We start from the raw sequence: 16,373 nt of genomic DNA on the forward strand, positions 1-16,373 counted from the left end.
TGTGACGATGCGACAGCTGTAACAAAGAGGAACCAGAAAATACGGAATCCGCATAGGGCGGGCCGAGAGAGGTAATTGCGACATCCATGTCTGCAGTTGAAATTGAAGAGGGCGTGTTCGAAGCAACCGCCGTCATCGACAACGGGAGCTTCGGCACCCGCACCATCCGTTTCGAGACCGGCCGGCTCGCTCGCCAGGCCGCCGGCTCGGTCGTCGCCTACCTGGACGACGAGACCATGCTCCTGTCGGCCACCACGGCCAGCAAGAGCCCCAAGGATCACTTCGACTTCTTCCCGTTGACCATCGACGTCGAAGAGCGCATGTACGCAGCGGGCCGCATCCCCGGCTCGTTCTTCCGCCGCGAGGGCCGGCCCTCCACCGATGCGATCCTGACCTGCCGCCTGATCGACCGGCCGCTGCGCCCGTCGTTCGTCTCGGGTCTGCGCAACGAGATCCAGGTCGTCGTCACCGTGCTGAGCCTGGACCCCAAGGATCTGTACGACGTGCTGGCGATCAATGCCGCGTCCGCGTCGACCCAGATCTCGGGTCTGCCGTTCTCCGGCCCGGTGGGTGGCGTCCGCGTCGCCCTCATCGACGGCCAGTGGGTCGCGTTCCCGACGGTCGAGCAGCTGGAAACCGCTGTGTTCGACATGGTCGTCGCGGGTCGCGTGGTTGAGGGCGATGTCGCGATCATGATGGTCGAGGCCGAGGCCACCGACAACGTGATCGACCTGATCGCCGGTGGCGCGGGTGCGCCGACCGAGGCCGTGGTGGCCGAGGGTCTGGAGGCCGCCAAGCCGTTCATCGCCGCGCTGTGCAAGGCGCAGCAGGAGCTGCACGACGCCGCCGGCAAGGAGACCGCCGAGTACCCGGTGTTCCCCGACTACGCCGACGACGCCTTCCAGGCCGTCGCCGCGGTGGCCACCGACGCGCTGTCGCAGGCGCTGACCATCGCCGGCAAGCAGGAGCGCGACGATCGCACCGACGAGATCAAGGTCGAGGTGCTCGGCCGGTTGGCCGAAACCTACGCCGGCCGCGAGAAGGAGATCGGCGCGGCGTTCCGCTCGCTGACCAAGAAGCTGGTTCGCCAGCGCATCCTGACCGACCACTTCCGCATCGACGGCCGTGGCATCACCGACATCCGCGCGCTGTCGGCCGAGGTCGCCGTGATCCCGCGGGCGCACGGCAGCGCGCTGTTCGAGCGCGGCGAGACCCAGATCATGGGTGTCACCACGCTGGACATGATCAAGATGGCTCAGCAGATCGACTCGCTCGGTCCCGAGACCACCAAGCGCTACATGCACCACTACAACTTCCCGCCGTACTCGACCGGTGAGACCGGCCGCGTGGGTTCGCCCAAGCGCCGCGAAATCGGCCACGGCGCGCTGGCCGAGCGGGCCCTGATGCCGGTGCTGCCGAGCATCGAGGAATTCCCGTACGCCATCCGCCAGGTGTCGGAAGCGTTGGGCTCCAACGGTTCCACCTCGATGGGTTCGGTCTGTGCCTCGACCCTGGCCCTGCTGAACGCCGGTGTGCCGCTGAAGGCCCCGGTTGCCGGTATCGCCATGGGCCTGGTGTCTGACGACGTCAACGGTGAGACCCGCTACGTCGCGCTGACCGACATCCTGGGCGCCGAGGATGCCTTCGGCGACATGGACTTCAAGGTCGCCGGTACCAAGGACTTCGTCACCGCCCTGCAGCTGGACACCAAGCTGGACGGCATCCCGTCCAAGGTGCTGGCCGGTGCCCTGGCCCAGGCCAAGGACGCGCGCCTGACCATCCTCGACGTCATGGCCGAGGCCATCGACGAGCCGGACGAGATGAGCCCGTACGCGCCGCGCATCACCACCATCAAGGTGCCGATCGACAAGATCGGTGAGGTGATCGGGCCCAAGGGCAAGGTGATCAACCAGATCACCGAGGAGACCGGTGCGAACATCTCCATCGAGGACGACGGCACCGTGTTCGTCGGCGCCTCGAACGGCGAGGCGGCCCAGGCGGCGATCGACAAGATCAACGCCATCGCCAACCCGCAGCTGCCCAAGATCGGTGAGCGGTTCCTCGGCACCGTGGTGAAGACGACCGACTTCGGTGCGTTCGTCTCGCTGCTGCCGGGCCGTGACGGTCTGGTGCACATCTCCAAGCTCGGCAAGGGCAAGCGCGTCGCGAAGGTCGAGGACGTCGTGAACGTCGGCGACAAGCTGCGCGTGGAGATCGCGGACATCTCCGCGGACAACCGTGGCAAGGGTCAGAAGATTTCTCTGATCCTGGTGGATGAGGACGGCGCAGCGGCTGCGGATTCGAACGCCGCCGACGCTGGGTCCGAATCGGAGACTGCACCGGCAGATGCCGCGCCTGCAAACTCCTAGTAAGAATCTGCGCAACGGCCGGGGTCCTGCAGCAACATCGCTGCAGGCCCCGGCTGCTGTGCGCAAGACCAATCTCCCGGGCGGGCTGCGGGTCGTCACCGAACACCTGCCGCACGTGCATTCAGCGTCCATCGGTGTGTGGGTCGGCGTCGGTTCGCGCGACGAGGGCCCGAGCGTCGCCGGTGCCGCGCACTTCCTGGAACACCTGCTGTTCAAGTCGACCCCGACGCGAACGGCCGTCGAGATCGCCCAGTCCATGGATGCCGTCGGCGGTGAGTTGAACGCCTTCACCGCGCGTGAGCACACCTGCTACTACGCGCATGTGCTGGACAGCGACCTCGAGTTGGCCATCGACCTGGTGTCCGACGTCGTGCTCAACGGCCGTTGTGCCGCAGCGGATGTCGAGCTGGAACGCGACGTGGTGCTCGAAGAGATCGCCATGCGCGACGACGATCCCGAGGACACTCTCGCGGACGTCTTCCTCGGGTCCATGTTCGGATCGCATCCGGTGGGCCGGCCGGTCATCGGCAGCGTCGAATCGATCGCGTCGATGACCCGCAACCAGCTGCACTCGTTCCATGTCCGCCGGTACACCCCGGACCGGATGGTGGTCGCGGTCGCCGGAAACATCGATCACGACGAAGTTGTTTCGTTGGTGCGCAGGCACTTTCGGCCGCACCTCGTGCGTGGCCGTAAGCCCGTGCCGCCGCGTAAGGGCGCCGGCCGCGTGCCGGGGACCCCGACGCTGCAGTTCGTCAAGCGGGACTCGGAGCAGTCCCACATGTATCTCGGCGTGCGCACTCCGGGGCGCAACTGGGAGCACCGGTGGGCGTTGGCGGTACTCAATACCGCGCTCGGCGGCGGTTTGAGTTCGCGGCTGTTCCAGCAGATCCGGGAGAACCGCGGGCTGGCCTATTCGGTGTATTCCACGATCGACACCTTCTCCGACGCCGGTGCGCTGTCGGTGTACTCGGCGTGCCTGCCCGATCGGTTCGACGAGGTGGTCCGCGTGACCACCGATGTGCTGGAAGACGTTGCGCGCGAAGGTATCACCGCCGATGAGTTGCGCATCGCCAAGGGCTCGATGCGCGGTGGTCTGGTGCTGGGCCTGGAGGATTCCGGTTCCCGCATGCACCGCATCGGGCGCGCCGAGCTCAACTACGGCAACCACAAGACGATCTCCGACACCCTCGCCTCGATCGATGCGGTGACGCTCGAAGAGGTCAATGCCGTCGCGCGCGATCTGCTGACGCGGCCCTTCGGTGCCGCGGTGCTCGGGCCGCAGTCCAAACGCGCACTGCCCAAGCAGCTGCGCTCCATCGGTTAGCCGGCGATTTGTGCACGATAATCCGCGGTCAGCGCGGTGTCTTGTTTCGGGACATCGCTGACACATGTATGTCTCGGGACATCGCTGACACCTGAGTGAGGTGTGGACCCATCGTGGTTCATGGCCCAGAAGGTGACGGCGATGGATATTCGTGCTGCGACGGCGTTGGCCGGGCAGGTCGAGAATGTGGCGGCGTTCTGCCGGGATCAGCAGATCAGTCGACAGACGTTCTATAAGTGGCGCAAGCGGTTCGGGCAGCTAGGGCTGACCGGACTCGAAGAGCTATCACGACGGCCGGTGTCGTGTCCCGGGCAGACCGCGGCCGCGGTCGAGGAGCTGGTGCTGCGCCGCCGCAAGGAGCTATTGGAAGCCGGCCGCGACCACGGCGCACACTCGATCCACTGGGCGCTACGGCGTGAGGGCCATGTTGGTGTGCCCGCACCGGCCACGATCTGGCGGATCTTGACGCGCCACGGTGCGATCACCCCGCAGCCGCGTAAACGGCCCAAGTCAGCGACCAAACGGTTTGTCTTCGATCGCCCGAACGGTTGCTGGCAATCAGACTGGACCGAATGGGCACTGGCGGACGGCACGGCGGTGGCCATTGCGGGCTGTCTGGATGATCATTCCCGCTACCTGGTCGGGTTGGCCGCCGCAGCCGGGCCGGGCACCGGCGAGTTGGTGTGGTCGGTGATGCTGGCCGGTATCAGCGAGTGCGGGATTCCGTCAATATCGTTGTCGGACAACGGCCTGATGTACACCGGGCGGCGGCTCGGGTTTGAAACGACGTTCGAGGCGAACCTGCGGGCCCTGGGAGTGAAAACGATCAACTCGACCCCCTATCACCCGCAGACGTGCGGCAAGATCGAGCGGTTCTGGCAGACCCTCAAAAAGTGGCTCCACGCGCACCCCACCCCGGACACTGTCGCTGACCTCGACGATCTGCTCGCGGTGTTCCGACACTGCTACAACCACCAACGACCACATCGAGCGCTCGGCGGAGCCACTCCGGCAGAGGTTTTCGCGGCCACCGAACGCGCCCGCCCCGCAGACCGGCCCTTGCCGGCCCCGGTGTTTGTCACCACCGGCACCGTTAACGACACGACCGGTCGGGTGTTCGTGCCGCCCTACGTCATCAACGTCGGCCGGTATTGGGCTGGGCACCAATGCGACTGCATCCGCGACGGCGACCACATCGCCATCTTCAGCGGCACCACCTTGATCCGCGAACTCACCGCCGACCCAACCCGCCGCTATCAGCCCGGCGACAAAACCACGCGAACATACCGCACCCGCGCACCCAAACCCGCACACTGACTGTCAGCGATGTCCCGAGACATAAGTGTCAGCGATGTCCCGAGACACCACACCGCGGCAGCCGCGGAAAATCGTGCACAAATCACGTCAGCGGCTGACCCGCAGCGAGTTGTCCCGACGCAGCACGAAGAAGTACGGCTGCGTCTCGCCGCGCAGGTCCATGGCTCCCAGGACCGCGTCGTCGGACAGCTTGCGGAATACATCGTTGATCGGCAGCTGGTCGTAAACCATTGTCGCGGTGTCGACTCCGCGGTAGCGCGTGGTGCGCAGCCGGGCCTTCGCCGAACGGGCCCGCAGTAGCGGCCGCAAGGCGGCGATGGGCTTGGCAACCGAGATTCGGTGCAGAAGCGGCAGTTTTGTCGCCAGTCCGGCCCCGGAGAACGCCAGCACCGGGTTGAGTGGCCACAGTGATTCGCCGGATACGTCGGGGAACAGCAGCGGATGCACCGTCTCGGCGTCGACGAACTGCTTGCCCCACCAGCCGCTGGCTGCCAGCAGCCCATCCATGGGGTGTCCGGTGGGTACTTCCGCGCCGTGCCAGGTGCCGATCATGAAACCGGGCTCGACGGCGGGTGCGGCGTCGAAGATTTCGAGAGCGGCGGCCGCAGTGGTCGGCGGAGCGGGGAGCAATTCCTGCAAGAGCATGGTCACGACGATACTTGACACCTGTCAAGAAGGGGAGTGCCGACCCTGGTGAAAGTCATCGCCCGGCCGGCGCGACGCTGCGCTGACCGGGCGATGGGTATCAGGTTCGTGAGTTACCAGGCAACGCGGCCGAGCGGAATGTCGAGGTCCGCGGCGACCTGGCTGCACAGCAGTTCGCCGTCGTGCGTCGACAAGCCCTTGGCGAGTGCGGCGTCATTGCGGCACGCCGTCTGCCAACCCTGGTCGGCCAGCTTGAGGACGTACGGCAGCGTCGCGTTGGTCAGTGCGTAGGTCGACGTCCGCGGCACGGCACCGGGCATATTCGCCACGCAGTAGAAGACCGAGTCGTGCACGGCGAAGGTCGGGTCGTCGTGCGTGGTGGCCTTCGAGTCCTCGAAGCAGCCGCCCTGGTCGATCGCGATGTCGACCAACACCGAGCCCGACTTCATGTGGGCCACAGTCGAATTCGTGACGAGTTTCGGCGCCTTGGCGCCGGGGACCAGCACGGCGCCGATCACGAGGTCGGCCTGCTTGACGGCGTCCTCCAAGTCCAGGCTCGAGGAGTACCGGGTGTGGATGCGGCCGCCCCACTCGGCATCGATCCGGCGCAGGGTGTCCAGGTTGAGGTCGAAGACCGTCACTTGTGCGCCCATGCCGCTGGCGATCTGCGCCGCGTGGAAGCCCGCGGTGCCACCGCCGATGACGACGACGTTGGCGGGGGCGACGCCGGGCACGCCACCCATCAGGACGCCGCGACCGCCGTGGCTGCGCATGAGGTGGTACGCGCCGACCTGCGCCGACAACCTGCCTGCCACCTCGCTCATCGGGGCGAGCAGGGGCAGGCGGCCGTCGGCAGTCTGGACGGTTTCGTAGGCGATCGAGGTGGTGCCCGACGCCAGCAGTGCATCGGTGCATTCGCGTGAGGCGGCCAGATGCAGGTAGGTGAACAGGGTTTGGCCTTTGCGCATCCGGTGGTATTCGGCCGCGATCGGCTCCTTGACCTTGAGTAGCAGATCGGCCTCGGTCCAGACCTGGTCCGCGGTGGTGACGATCTGTGCGCCGGCGGCCTTGAAATCGTTGTCCGCGATCGCAGACCCTTCGCCGGCTCCGGCCTGGATCAGCACCTGATGGCCGTGCTTGATCAGTTCGGCGACGCCCGCCGGGGTGATGGCCACCCGGTACTCGTTGTTCTTGATTTCGGTCGGGATACCGACGTGCATCTGGGGTTCTCCTCAGGGCGGATCAGGTGATGCCCTAAGTGTGAATAAACGTCGACTGGCCTGCAATATCTGTGACTATAATTCTCGATATGGCGCCGTCTGTTGAACGATCTTCGAAAAGTGCGGTGAACACGGGCTCCCAGCCGAAGGATGTTCAGCCCGTCGAACTCGATGACGTCGACCGCCGCATCGTCACCGCCCTTCATGCCGACGCCCGGATGCCCAACAGTGCGTTGGCGGAGCTGGTCGGGATCGCCGCGTCGACGTGTCACGGCAGGGTCCGGCGGTTGCAGGAGCTCGGTGTGATCCGCGGCTTTCACGCCGACATCGACCCCGCGGCGGTCGGATTGGGCCTGCAGGCGATGATCTCGGTGAGCCTGCAATCCGGCGCCCGCGCACGAATTCGCGACTTCATCGCCCACATGCGGCGGCTACCGCAGGTGATGGACGTCTACTTCCTGGCCGGCGCCGACGACTTCATCCTGCACGTGGCCGCACGCGACACCCCGCACCTGCGGGCGTTCGTCGTGGAGCACCTCAACGCCGACGCCGACGTGGCGGGCACTCAGACGTCACTGATCTTCGAGCACCTGCGCGGCGCCTCGCCGCTGTAACCGGTTGCCGTGGATCAGGATTGGGTCGCGGCCTTGAGTTCGGCGAGTGTCTCGCGAATGTGCTCGGCGAGGCTGCGCTCGGCCGGATCGGTGAGCCAGTGTTCGAACGCCACCTTGAACACCGCAATACCGGCCTCGGCCACCAGGCTGGCCGCGGGGTCGGCGACGCCGCGCCGGCGCAAGGCGTCGCAAATGGTCGTCGCCAGTGATGCGAGCTTGATGAGTTCGCGTTCTTGCAGGCTGGGGTTGGCGCTGATCACAGTCTGGCGCTGGCGCGCATGCGGGCGACGGTCGGCGAAGAAGTCGGACAGTGATTCCAGCGCTGCTGCGACGGCGTCGAGTGGCGGTGCTGCTGCCGGAGCGTCGTCGATCGCGGCGTCGAGTGCCTCGGCGAGTTCGCGGCCCCGAAACAGCACCTCCCGTTTGTCGGCGAAGTGCCGGAAGAAGGTGCGTTCCGTGAGGCCTGCTCGGGCGGCGATCTCGGCCACTGTCGTCTCGTCGAAGCCCTGCTGCAGGTAGAGCTCCAGAGCCGCCTGCTCCAGGCGGCCCTGCGCGTTCGGTTCCCAACGGCCCACGGGGCGGATTGTAGGCGATGACAGTGACTGACACTATGGCGATGACAGCAACTGACATCACGCGTACATTGGTGATGTCATGAGCTGACATCACTTGAGGAGCTGAAACCATGCGCATCTTCGTCACCGGCGCCAGCGGGCACATCGGGTCCGTTGTCGTCCGCGAGCTGCTACAAGCCGGCCATCCGGTCACCGGACTGGCCCGATCCGACGCCTCGGCCGAGGCCTTGGCTGCCGTGGGCGCCGAGGTGCACCGGGGCAATCTCGACGATCCCGACGGGCTCGCTGCCGCGGCCGCCGCCTCTGACGGCGTCATCCATCTCGCGTTCAAGCACGACTTCTCCAACTACGCCGACTCGCTTCAGTTGGAACTGCGGGCAGTCGAGGCCATGGGGGAGGCCCTGGCGGGCACCGGCAAGCCGTTCGTGAACACTTCGGGCACGCTCATGCTCGCGTTCGGAGAGTCGGGCCGGCTCGGTACCGAGGACGCCGAAGTCGACCGGTCGGGCCCGCGGGTGGCATCCGAACTCGCCACTCTGGCGCTGGCCGAACGAGGTGTGCGGTCATCGGTGATCAGGCTCGCGCCGACAGTGCACGGTGATACCGATTATCACGGCTTCATCCCGAGCCTCATCCAATTCGCCCGGGCGGCAGGACGATCCGGATATCAGGGTGACGGCTCGAACCGATGGCCCGCGGTGCACACCGTCGACGCCGCACGGCTTTACCGACTGGCGGTGGAGTCGGCGCCGGCCGGCTCGGTGTTGCACGGGGCGGCCGAGGAGGGCATCGCGTTTCGCGACATCGCCCAGGCCATCGGCGACGGGCTGGGCGTGCCGGTGCAACAGATTCCGGCCGACGAAGCTCCGGCGCAGTTCGGTTTTCTCGCCGGCTTCGCTGCGCTGGACAACCCGACATCCAGTGCGCGGACGCGTTCCATGCTCGGTTGGGACCCGGTGCAGCCGACCCTGCTCGAGGACCTCAAGGCCGGTCACTACTTCGAGAACCTGCGAGAAGCACCGCCGCTCTGGTCTTAGCGGCTGACGAGCTCCGGGTGGAATTTGTTCACCAATCGGCGGATGCCGTCGCGCCAGTCGACCGACGTGCCGCCGATCAGCTGGTGCATCAGGGTCGTGTCGGTCGGGCCGCCGCGCAGCGCATCGGGGTCCTCGGCGAAAACGGGCTCCCGGTCGACGAGTTCGCCGAGGTAGGCGCACCAGTCCTGCAGGCTGACGGTTTGATCTCCGCACCAGTTCACCGTGGTGGCCGGCACCGTCGCGGCGTCCAGAAGCTTGGGCAGGGTGGCGAGGATGTCGTCTTCGTGGATCGGGTTGTAGCGGGCCGGGCCGCCCGGCGGCACCGGGATCGGGATGCCCGCCAGGATCATCTCCATGTGGTAGAACGGCCAGCCGCCGTTGTCGCCGTAGGGGACATTGAACCTGGCGATGGTCGTCGGCAGCTCCAGCGCACGGGACATGGTGCGCACGACCGTCTCGCCCGCGATCTTGGAGATCGAGTAAGTGGGGAAGAGGTGCTTGTGGTTGTCGCCCAGTGCGGCTGATTCGGACCGCGGCTCATCGCCCGGCGGGTCGTACACCGCGGCCGACGAGGTGTGCAGAAACGCCTTGGCCTCGCGGCAGTGCGCCATCAGCAGGCCCACCGACTCGGCGTTGGCGGCGAGGTCCTTGTCCCACCGGCCGGTCTTGGCCACCGCCACGTTGACCACGTAGTCGAAATCGGTTGGCAGCGCACCGAAGTCGCCCACCGCGAGGTTGATTGCCGCGCAGCGGACGCCGGCCTGCTCGAGGCTGTGCCGGGCCTGCGGGTTGTTGAAGCGGGCGACGCCCCACACCTCGTTGTCGACGGCCAGGGTCGTGGCGATCGGGGTGGCCACCTGGCCGGTGACTCCGGTGATGAGAATCTTGGCGCCGCGCATAGGGCTGATAGTAGGGGGCCGCTAGGGTTGACCTCATGCGAGTTGGAGTTCTGGGTGCCAAAGGCAAAGTCGGCGCGACCATCGTCGACGGTGTGGAATCCGCCGACGATCTGACGTTCACCGTCGGCGTCGACGCCGGTGACGACCTGAGCCTGTTCACCGACAGCGGCACCGAGGTCGTCGTCGACTTCACGCACCCCGACGTCGTGATGAACAACCTGAAGTTCCTCGTCGACAACGGCATTCACGCCGTCGTTGGGACCACCGGCTTCACCGCGGAGCGACTCGCGCAAGTTCGCGAGTGGGTTGCCGCCAAGCCCGGCGTCGCGGTGCTGATCGCCCCGAACTTCGCCATCGGCGCGGTGCTGTCCATGCACTTCGCCAAGCTCGCCGCCCCCTTCTTCGAGTCGGCCGAGGTTGTCGAGCTGCACCACCCCCAGAAGGCCGATGCTCCGTCGGGCACCGCCACCCGTACCGCACAGCTGATCGCCGAGGCGCGAAAAGACTTGCCGCCCAACCCCGATGCCACCAGCACCGGATTGGAGGGCGCGCGCGGCGCGGACGTCGACGGCATCCCCGTGCACTCGGTGCGGCTGCGTGGCCTGGTGGCGCACCAGGAGGTGCTGTTCGGCACCCAGGGCGAGACGTTGACCATCCGGCACGACAGCATCGACCGCACGTCGTTCGTGCCCGGCGTGCTGCTCGGTGTCCGCGAGGTCGCCAAGTACCCCGGGCTGACGATCGGCATCGAGACCCTGATGGGGCTGTGACGAGTCCCGTCATGACCAAACCGAGCTCGCAGGTGCTGCGCATCCAATTGGTCGTGGCTTTTTTGTGCGTGGCGCTGGTGGTCTATTTCTGGATCATGGGCCGCTCCGGCGTCATCCTGATGAAGTCCGGCGACGCGGCCGCGATCGGGCTCGGCATCGGTATCTTCGTGCTGCCGTTGATCGGGCTGTGGGCCATGGTGGCCACGCTGCGGGCCGGGTTCGCGCACCAGCGGCTGGCCCGCCTCGCGCACGACGAGGGCGTCGAACTCGATATCAGCGAGCTGCCCAAGCGCCCGTCGGGCCGCATCGAACGCGACGCCGCCGACGCCCTGTTCGAGTCCGTGCGCGACGAGGTCGAGGCCGCACCTGATGACTGGCGCGGCTGGTACCGGCTGGCCCGGGCGTACGACTACGCGGGGGACCGGACCCGGGCCCGCGAGACCATCCGCAAGGCCGTCGCGCTGGAAAAGTCCTCGCGAGTATGAAACTCCTTGTCGTGCACCACACTCCCTCTCCGAACTGCCAGGAGATGTTCGAGGCGGTGCTCGCCGGAGCGACCGATCCCGAGATCGAGGGCGTCGACGTGGTGCGCCGTCCGGCGCTGACGCTGTCGGCGGCCGACGTGCTGGAGGCCGACGGCTACCTCTTGGGCTCGCCGGCGAATCTGGGGTACATGTCCGGTGCGCTGAAGCACGCGTTCGACCAGATCTACTACCCGTGTCTCGACGCGACGCGCGGCCGACCGTTCGGCCTGTGGCTGCACGGCAACGAGGGCACCGAAGGCGCCGAAAAGGCCGTCACGTCGATCACCACCGGGCTGGGCTGGGTGAAAGCGACTGACTACGTGGTGGTTTCGGGCAAGCCGAGCAAGGCCGACCTGGAGGCGTGCTGGAACCTCGGCGCGACGGTCGCGGCAACGTTGATGGGCTGACCGGCAACCCGGTCAATTCTTCTCGAGCACATCGATGAACATTCGAAAAAGGTCCGACTGACTCGTCACTCCGAGGCGCTGATACGCGTTATGGCGATGTAGCTTGGCCGTGCCTTCCGTAATATGCAGTTCCTCGGCTACCGATTGATTGCTGTGGCCGCGGAGAATCAAATTCACGACGCGAAATTGTGCGGGTGTGAGGACGTCGGAAAAAGCCTTTTCCAGCACCGAGTCGATTTCTCCCACACGAGTCGGTGCGGTGGTGATCGACGTCAAATCTGCGTGACGCCGAACCAGCGTGCCCAGCAGGGGCGCGAGGTCCGACAGTGCCTCGAACTCCTGCGCGGAGAACCGCTCGGCGGTGCGGTTGCGCATCAGCGAATACGTTGCGCGCCAGCCGTCGGCGAGGGTGACGATGTAGCCGATCTCCTCGATCAGCGTGCCGGATTCGTCGGATATGCACGGATGTACCTCATCGGACGCCGCAAAATCGGAAGAGAAGAACTCGTCGGGCGCGATCTCGGACATGCGCCGGAGGCCGTCGGGAATCTCGGCGGTGCAGGCGACGTAGAACGGGTCGAGGAGATAGCCGCCCTTCAAATACGAACTCAATGCGTCGCGCGAAACGCTGGAGCTGTATCCGTCATACATCAGCAGCGGTGGTGACCTCGGATGAAATACGAATACGCAGGTCATGTCGAAGGGTGCAATGGTGCGGAGGAAAGTGTCTACGGCGGGCCCGAATTCCGGCTTGTCGAGGCAGGAAATGATTCGTGAAATCCCCTCGATTTCCGGTTTGTTCACCGGCGCCGCCTCCTGCGTGAAAGTTATGCACTTCGGTATATGGACCGCCGCAGAGTATCAAGCCTAGTGTCCTGGATCACACCTCATCGGCGAACGGTCGGTGGGCTCAGGACTGCAGGAGGCAGCGTGCCAGGCAGACTCGCAGGACGAACCGCACTCGTGACCGGCGGTGCCGGAGGTTGCGGGCTGGCGGCCAGCCGGCTGTTCGCCCGGGAGGGGGCGAAGGTCGGCATCCTCGATGTCCCGTCCAGTGCTGGTGCTGCGGTCGCCGACCAGCTCCGCGCCGAAGGGTTCGAGGCCTTGTTCTGCCCGGCGGATGTCTCGCAGCAGGATCAGGTGGCCGCAGCCGTCAGCGCGGTCGAGGAGCAGTTCGGGCCTATCACCGCCTTGATGAACCACGCCGGCATTCTCGCCGCCGCGCCGTTCCTGGAGACCTCGGTCGAGGAGTGGGACCGCATCATGGCGGTCAACGTTCGTGGCATGTTCTTGGTCACGAAAGCGGTGCTGCCGGGGATGATCGCGGCCGGTGGCGGCAGCATCGTCAGCACCTCGTCGATCTCGGGTGTCGTGGGCACGCCGATGGAGGTGCTCTACTGCACCAGCAAGGGCGCCTGCCACATGTTCGCCCGGGCTCTCGCCGTCGAGTTCAGGGATCGGAACATCCGCTCGAACGCGGTCTGTCCGGGATTCATCGCCACCGACCACGGCCGGCGTGAGCTGAATCTGCTCGCCCAGCACGGGGTGGATGTTTCCGACGAGGCGATCGCGGCGGATCAGGGCCGCATGTGCGAGCCGGAGGAGGTCGCCTCAGCGGCGTTGTTCCTGCTCAGCGATGACGCCAGTTTTGTCAACGGCGCCCACCTGTTCGTCGACAACGGCTACACGGCAATTTAGGCGAATCAGTATGGAGATCAATGACTTTCACCCCGACCGGCGGCACTGGCGCAACTGGGTGGGCAACCAATCCTGCATCCGGCAGGAGACCGGTGCCCCGACCAGTGAGGATGAGCTGTGCTCGCTGGTCGCCGATGCGACATCGCGCGGTCTGGACGTGCGGGCAGCCGGTTCGGGTCACTCATTCACCCCGGTCGCGCTGACCAACGGTCTGCATCTGACGCTGTCGCAACTACGCGGCGTCCGGAATCTGGATCCGGACCGCCGCCAGGTCACCGTCGGAGCCGGGACCACCATCAATGAGCTGGTCGCGGAGCTGAAGCGAAACGGCCTGTCGATGGTCAACCAGGGCGACATCGACTCGCAGGCCGTCGCTGGTGCACTCACTACGGGGACGCACGGAACCGGCGCGAAGCTCGGCAACATGGCGTCGTCGATCGTCGGGATGAAGCTGGTGCAAACCGACGGCAGCATCCTGACCGTGGACGGCTCGGACGCCGATCTGCTGGAGGCGTCGCGGGTGTCGCTCGGCACGCTCGGGGTCATCTCGGAGATGACGCTTCAGGTGATGGACGCCTACAACCTGCGCGAGCGGATCTGGCGCGAGGATTTCGAGTCGGCCATGGACCGGCACGACGAACTAGCCGAGCAGCACCGGCATTTCGGCTTCTTCTGGTGCCCGACCGAGCAGAGCCGCCACCTCTACTGCCTGCCCGACACCGCGGCGACGTCGACCACCGGCCGCACCACGGACGTGTGCGAGATGAAGGTCATGGACATCACTGACGAGGCGCCGTTCGAGAGGGGGTTCGAGAAGGTCGCCTACAGCTCGGACGTCTACCCGATCACGTACGTACCGAACTTCCACGAGCTGGAGTACGCGGTGCCGGTCGCCCACGGCAAGGACGCCGTGCGGGCGGTTCGGGACCTGATGCTCACCGACTTCCCGGAGGCGCTCTATCCGATCGAGTACCGGTTCACCGCCGGCGACAGTGGCTGGATGAGCCCGTTCTACGAGCAGGACAGCGTCACGGTGTCGGTCTCGGGGCAGCCCGGACTCGACTACTGGGACTACCTGCGTGCTGTCGACGAGATTCTGCGCTCCTACGGGTCGCGACCGCACTGGGGCAAGATGCATTTCCTCACCGGCGACGACGTCACCAGGCTGTACCCCAGAGCCGAGGACTTCCGCCGGCTGCGCCGCTCGCTGGACCCGCAGGGCCGTTTCCTCAACGAACATCTGACGCCGCTGTTCGGCTGACCTTCATCCCTCGAAATCCATTGGTAGGAAAGACATGTCGACAACCGAACGCATGCTGTCCGACGACGAGAAGCTGGCCGAACTCGGCTACAAGAGCGAACTCAAACGTTCGTTCTCGGGATTCTCGAACTTCGCGATCTCGTTCTCCGTCATCTCGATTCTCAGCGGCCCGTTCATCAGCTTCTTCATCGGCTGGAACAACGGCGGGCCGATGGCGATCTCCTGGGGCTGGCCACTGGTCAGCGTGCTGATCATCGTCGTCGGCCTCTGTATGGGCGAGCTGGTCTCCGCGATGCCGACCTCGGGCGGGATGTATTACTGGTCGGCGAAACTGGGATCCGTCCGGTCCAGTTACTTCACCGGGTGGCTCGACTTTCTCGGCTTGCTGGGCATCGTCGCCGCGGTCGCGTACGGCGCGGCGAGCTTCGTGGACGTGACGATCTCGGCGTACAGCGACAGTTGGGCGCAGGGCTATTCGCTGACGCGGGTATTCCTCATTTTCATCGCCCTGCTCGTGGTCGTCACCATCGTGTCGATCTTCTCCAGCCATCTGCTGTCCATCATGAACAGCATCTCGGTGTGGTGGCACGTCGTCGGCGTCGCCGCGATCATCGCGATCCTGATTTTCGTGCCCGGCCACCACGGCACCGTGTCCGAGGTGTTCCTCCAGCGCATCAACAACACCGGTTTCTTCGGCGGAAGCACCTCGGGCATGGGCTTCATCTTCATGGTGCTGCCCCTGTCGATGATCCTGCCGCAGTTCACGATCACCGGATACGACGCGTCGTGCCACATGTCCGAGGAGACGGTCGGGGCGTCCGATGCGGCCGCCAAGGGCATCTGGCGAGCCATCGCATACTCGGCGATCGCCGGCTGGATTCTGCTGCTGGCAATGCTTTTCGCGGTGCAGGATGCCGGCGCCGTCACCAAGAGCGGCGGTAATTCGGTCACCGTGCTGCAACAGGCGCTGGGGCAGCCGTGGTTCGGGCTGGTGCTGATCATCTCGACCGTGGGCCAGTTGTTCTGTGCCCTGGCGTGCATGACCTCGACGACGCGAATGCTGTTCGCGTTCAGCCGGGATGGTGCCGTCCCGCTGGCCCGCTATTGGACCCGGCTGACCAGCAAGGGCGTTCCGGTCTACAGCGTCTTGCTCGTGGCCGCACTCGCGGTACTGATCACCCTCCCCGCGCTGGTCCGGGTCGACATCAACGGTGCTCCCGTCCCGGTTGCCTTCAACGCCGTCGTCACCATCGGTGTGGTCGGTCTGTACCTGGCCTTCGCCATCCCGATCTACCAGCGGTGGCGCAAGGGTGACGAGTTCAAGGTCGGTACTTGGAGCATCGGCCGCCACTACCGGTGGCTCTGTCCGCTGGCCGTCGTCGAGATCGGCCTCACCACCGTCATCGCGCTGATGCCGAGTTCAACAGGTGGAGTCCCGTGGCTGGCCGGGTTCTCGTGGAAATACGTGAACTACACCCCGCTCGTCGTCGGCGGAACCCTGGTCGCGCTGTGGCTGATCTGGGAGCTGTGGGTCAAGAAGATCTACACCGGCCCGCGGGAGACGGTGAACCTGCCCGCCGGAGTGTCCTCGGCCCGTGAGTTGAGCGCCGAGTGGGATGACCGCCACCCCGACCATCACCACCTGGGGCATGCCGACGCCGAGGCTTCGGAGCAGAGGGAGGTCAGCGCGGGCTAGGGTGATTGACGTTT

General features: G+C 65.9%; 16 protein-coding genes. 11 read left to right on the forward strand and 5 right to left on the reverse strand.

All coding sequences use genetic code 11. The annotated features are described in order from the left end of the window. Positions 1-86 precede the first annotated feature (86 nt). The 3 genes from ACWW1C_RS11305 to ACWW1C_RS11315 all read left to right on the forward strand — a co-directional run bounded on the left by ACWW1C_RS11305 (position 87) and on the right by ACWW1C_RS11315 (position 5,013). Positions 87-2,369 carry a polyribonucleotide nucleotidyltransferase gene (locus ACWW1C_RS11305; RefSeq protein ID WP_455983515.1) on the forward strand — a complete coding sequence of 761 codons (2,283 nt, stop codon included), beginning with the start codon at positions 87-89 and terminating at the stop codon, positions 2,367-2,369. Beyond that, positions 2,347-3,696, forward strand: a complete 1,350-nt coding sequence (locus ACWW1C_RS11310; protein WP_455983516.1) for a M16 family metallopeptidase — start codon at positions 2,347-2,349, stop codon at positions 3,694-3,696. Before ACWW1C_RS11305 ends, ACWW1C_RS11310 begins: the two co-directional genes overlap by 23 nt. A 120-nt stretch (positions 3,697-3,816) precedes the next feature. Then, entirely contained in the window at positions 3,817-5,013 is a 1,197-nt protein-coding gene (locus tag ACWW1C_RS11315) for an integrase core domain-containing protein (protein ID WP_455984156.1), read from the forward strand. Between the two features lie 87 nt (positions 5,014-5,100). Here the strand turns inward: ACWW1C_RS11315 and ACWW1C_RS11320 are convergent, their stop codons facing one another. Together ACWW1C_RS11320 and ald are read right to left on the reverse strand one after the other, a co-directional pair. Beyond that, positions 5,101-5,658 carry a DUF4334 domain-containing protein gene (locus ACWW1C_RS11320; RefSeq protein WP_455983517.1) on the reverse strand — a complete coding sequence of 186 codons (558 nt, stop codon included), beginning with the start codon at positions 5,656-5,658 and terminating at the stop codon, positions 5,101-5,103. Positions 5,659-5,771: 113 nt separating this feature from the next. Then, on the reverse strand, positions 5,772-6,878 hold the full coding sequence (gene ald, locus ACWW1C_RS11325; RefSeq protein ID WP_455983518.1) for an alanine dehydrogenase: 1,107 nt from the start codon (positions 6,876-6,878) through the stop codon (positions 5,772-5,774). 89 nt (positions 6,879-6,967) lie between these two features. Between ald and ACWW1C_RS11330 the strand changes: the two genes are divergently transcribed. Further along, positions 6,968-7,492: an Lrp/AsnC family transcriptional regulator gene (locus tag ACWW1C_RS11330; protein ID WP_455983519.1), complete on the forward strand. Its 525-nt coding sequence runs from the start codon at positions 6,968-6,970 to the stop codon at positions 7,490-7,492. Positions 7,493-7,506: 14 nt separating this feature from the next. Here the strand turns inward: ACWW1C_RS11330 and ACWW1C_RS11335 are convergent, their stop codons facing one another. Next, positions 7,507-8,067 (reverse strand): TetR family transcriptional regulator, encoded by a 561-nt coding sequence (locus ACWW1C_RS11335; RefSeq protein WP_455983520.1) that lies wholly within the window; start codon positions 8,065-8,067, stop codon positions 7,507-7,509. 110 nt (positions 8,068-8,177) lie between these two features. Here ACWW1C_RS11335 and ACWW1C_RS11340 point away from each other — a divergent pair, with 110 nt between their 5' ends. Then, positions 8,178-9,104 carry an SDR family oxidoreductase gene (locus ACWW1C_RS11340; protein ID WP_455983521.1) on the forward strand — a complete coding sequence of 309 codons (927 nt, stop codon included), beginning with the start codon at positions 8,178-8,180 and terminating at the stop codon, positions 9,102-9,104. Here the strand turns inward: ACWW1C_RS11340 and ACWW1C_RS11345 are convergent. Then, positions 9,101-10,003 carry an NAD-dependent epimerase/dehydratase family protein gene (locus tag ACWW1C_RS11345; protein WP_455983522.1) on the reverse strand — a complete coding sequence of 301 codons (903 nt, stop codon included), beginning with the start codon at positions 10,001-10,003 and terminating at the stop codon, positions 9,101-9,103. The genes ACWW1C_RS11340 and ACWW1C_RS11345 overlap by 4 nt on opposite strands. 35 nt (positions 10,004-10,038) lie before the next feature. Here ACWW1C_RS11345 and dapB point away from each other — a divergent pair, with 35 nt between their 5' ends. The 3 genes from dapB to ACWW1C_RS11360 are packed head-to-tail and all read left to right on the forward strand — an operon-like array spanning position 10,039 to position 11,704. After that, complete coding sequence (gene dapB / locus ACWW1C_RS11350) at positions 10,039-10,773, forward strand: 4-hydroxy-tetrahydrodipicolinate reductase (RefSeq protein WP_455983523.1); 735 nt, start codon at positions 10,039-10,041, stop codon at positions 10,771-10,773. A gap of 11 nt (positions 10,774-10,784) precedes the next feature. Beyond that, positions 10,785-11,258 carry a hypothetical protein gene (locus ACWW1C_RS11355; RefSeq protein WP_455983524.1) on the forward strand — a complete coding sequence of 158 codons (474 nt, stop codon included), beginning with the start codon at positions 10,785-10,787 and terminating at the stop codon, positions 11,256-11,258. Further along, positions 11,255-11,704 carry a flavodoxin family protein gene (locus ACWW1C_RS11360; RefSeq protein ID WP_455983525.1) on the forward strand — a complete coding sequence of 150 codons (450 nt, stop codon included), beginning with the start codon at positions 11,255-11,257 and terminating at the stop codon, positions 11,702-11,704. Before ACWW1C_RS11355 ends, ACWW1C_RS11360 begins: the two co-directional genes overlap by 4 nt. A 12-nt stretch (positions 11,705-11,716) precedes the next feature. Here the strand turns inward: ACWW1C_RS11360 and ACWW1C_RS11365 are convergent, their stop codons facing one another. Further along, entirely contained in the window at positions 11,717-12,508 is a 792-nt protein-coding gene (locus tag ACWW1C_RS11365) for a helix-turn-helix transcriptional regulator (RefSeq protein WP_455983526.1), read from the reverse strand. A 126-nt stretch (positions 12,509-12,634) separates the two neighbouring features. On the opposite strand from ACWW1C_RS11365, the gene ACWW1C_RS11370 reads away from it, so the two are divergent. From ACWW1C_RS11370 to ACWW1C_RS11380, 3 genes are read left to right on the forward strand one after another with little or no spacing between them, the layout of a single operon-like run. Beyond that, on the forward strand, positions 12,635-13,402 hold the full coding sequence (locus tag ACWW1C_RS11370; protein ID WP_455983527.1) for an SDR family NAD(P)-dependent oxidoreductase: 768 nt from the start codon (positions 12,635-12,637) through the stop codon (positions 13,400-13,402). A gap of 10 nt (positions 13,403-13,412) precedes the next feature. Further along, positions 13,413-14,663 carry a D-arabinono-1,4-lactone oxidase gene (locus tag ACWW1C_RS11375; RefSeq protein ID WP_455983528.1) on the forward strand — a complete coding sequence of 417 codons (1,251 nt, stop codon included), beginning with the start codon at positions 13,413-13,415 and terminating at the stop codon, positions 14,661-14,663. Positions 14,664-14,697: 34 nt separating this feature from the next. Further along, entirely contained in the window at positions 14,698-16,359 is a 1,662-nt protein-coding gene (locus tag ACWW1C_RS11380) for an amino acid permease (RefSeq protein WP_455983529.1), read from the forward strand. Positions 16,360-16,373 lie beyond the last annotated feature (14 nt).

This window comes from Mycobacterium sp. HM-7, assembly GCF_053852335.1.

Bases quoted from the DNA above. Each gene is read 5' to 3' on its own strand.
- ACWW1C_RS11305 (WP_455983515.1), top strand. From the start codon at position 87: ATGTCTGCAGTTGAAATTGAAGAGGGCGTGTTCGAAGCAACCGCCGTC.
- ACWW1C_RS11310 (WP_455983516.1), top strand. From the start codon at position 2,347: ATGCCGCGCCTGCAAACTCCTAGTAAGAATCTGCGCAACGGCCGGGGT.
- ACWW1C_RS11315 (WP_455984156.1), top strand. From the start codon at position 3,817: ATGGCCCAGAAGGTGACGGCGATGGATATTCGTGCTGCGACGGCGTTG.
- ACWW1C_RS11320 (WP_455983517.1), bottom strand. From the start codon at position 5,658: ATGCTCTTGCAGGAATTGCTCCCCGCTCCGCCGACCACTGCGGCCGCC.
- ald (WP_455983518.1), bottom strand. From the start codon at position 6,878: ATGCACGTCGGTATCCCGACCGAAATCAAGAACAACGAGTACCGGGTG.
- ACWW1C_RS11330 (WP_455983519.1), top strand. From the start codon at position 6,968: ATGGCGCCGTCTGTTGAACGATCTTCGAAAAGTGCGGTGAACACGGGC.
- ACWW1C_RS11340 (WP_455983521.1), top strand. From the start codon at position 8,178: ATGCGCATCTTCGTCACCGGCGCCAGCGGGCACATCGGGTCCGTTGTC.
- ACWW1C_RS11345 (WP_455983522.1), bottom strand. From the start codon at position 10,003: ATGCGCGGCGCCAAGATTCTCATCACCGGAGTCACCGGCCAGGTGGCC.
- dapB (WP_455983523.1), top strand. From the start codon at position 10,039: ATGCGAGTTGGAGTTCTGGGTGCCAAAGGCAAAGTCGGCGCGACCATC.
- ACWW1C_RS11355 (WP_455983524.1), top strand. From the start codon at position 10,785: ATGACCAAACCGAGCTCGCAGGTGCTGCGCATCCAATTGGTCGTGGCT.
- ACWW1C_RS11360 (WP_455983525.1), top strand. From the start codon at position 11,255: ATGAAACTCCTTGTCGTGCACCACACTCCCTCTCCGAACTGCCAGGAG.
- ACWW1C_RS11375 (WP_455983528.1), top strand. From the start codon at position 13,413: ATGGAGATCAATGACTTTCACCCCGACCGGCGGCACTGGCGCAACTGG.
- ACWW1C_RS11380 (WP_455983529.1), top strand. From the start codon at position 14,698: ATGTCGACAACCGAACGCATGCTGTCCGACGACGAGAAGCTGGCCGAA.